Source organism: Liquorilactobacillus sicerae, from assembly GCF_029916425.1.
GTDB classification, from domain to species: domain Bacteria; phylum Bacillota; class Bacilli; order Lactobacillales; family Lactobacillaceae; genus Liquorilactobacillus; species Liquorilactobacillus sicerae.
Map to the genome: position 1 here is coordinate 1 of NZ_JAHAVQ010000080.1, position 658 is coordinate 658.

Annotated in this window: 1 protein-coding gene; it reads right to left on the reverse strand. The window is 38.1% G+C overall.

Translation table 11 applies throughout. From position 1 onward, the window contains the following. The coding region (locus KH893_RS11315; RefSeq protein ID WP_281166213.1) for an alpha/beta hydrolase at nucleotides 1-326 on the reverse strand (326 nt) is incomplete at its 3' end. Nucleotides 327-658 lie beyond the last annotated feature (332 nt).

The following is a 658-nucleotide window of genomic DNA, read 5'->3' on the forward strand; positions in this document are numbered from 1 at the left end:
GCTTTATTTTTAGCAATTCGAGATGCCAGCCAAAGAGCTAAATGCCCTCCTGCCGAATGCCCCGCGATAACAACACGGGATAAATCGATCGGAAAATCCTCTTTAAGAAAAACCAAGTAATTAACCGCATCAACGATATCGCTGAATGTTCCAGGCCAGCCTCCTCCTTTTTCGCCAACACGACGATATTCGATATTCCAAGTAGCATAGCCACGTCGAATTAAATCTTCGTCAAGCGGCGTCATTTCTTCAAGACCATATTCGGCTCTCCAAAAACCTCCATGAATAGTAACGACTACTGGACAATTTGCAGCATTCTTCGGCATCCGAAAAATCCCAAACTGCGATTGACTTTACCATATGAAAATTTACTTTGAGAAATTGCCATTTGAATAATCCTTTCTTTCGTGACCAGTTTAGCTTATTTAGCACATAATAATTGCCTGGACTAGATTTTATCTGACAATATTTTTATATCGATTAATAGTTAAACAACTGATGCTCATTTGTATTTAAAAGATTTTAAAATAATAAAGAAGCCTACAAATATCAAACAAATTCCAATTCCGATACCGAATAATCCAGTAGCGGAGGTTGCACTTGAAGAACGTTCCATCGACAAAAGAGAATATTGAGTAAAGACAATGGCAACTAAGCC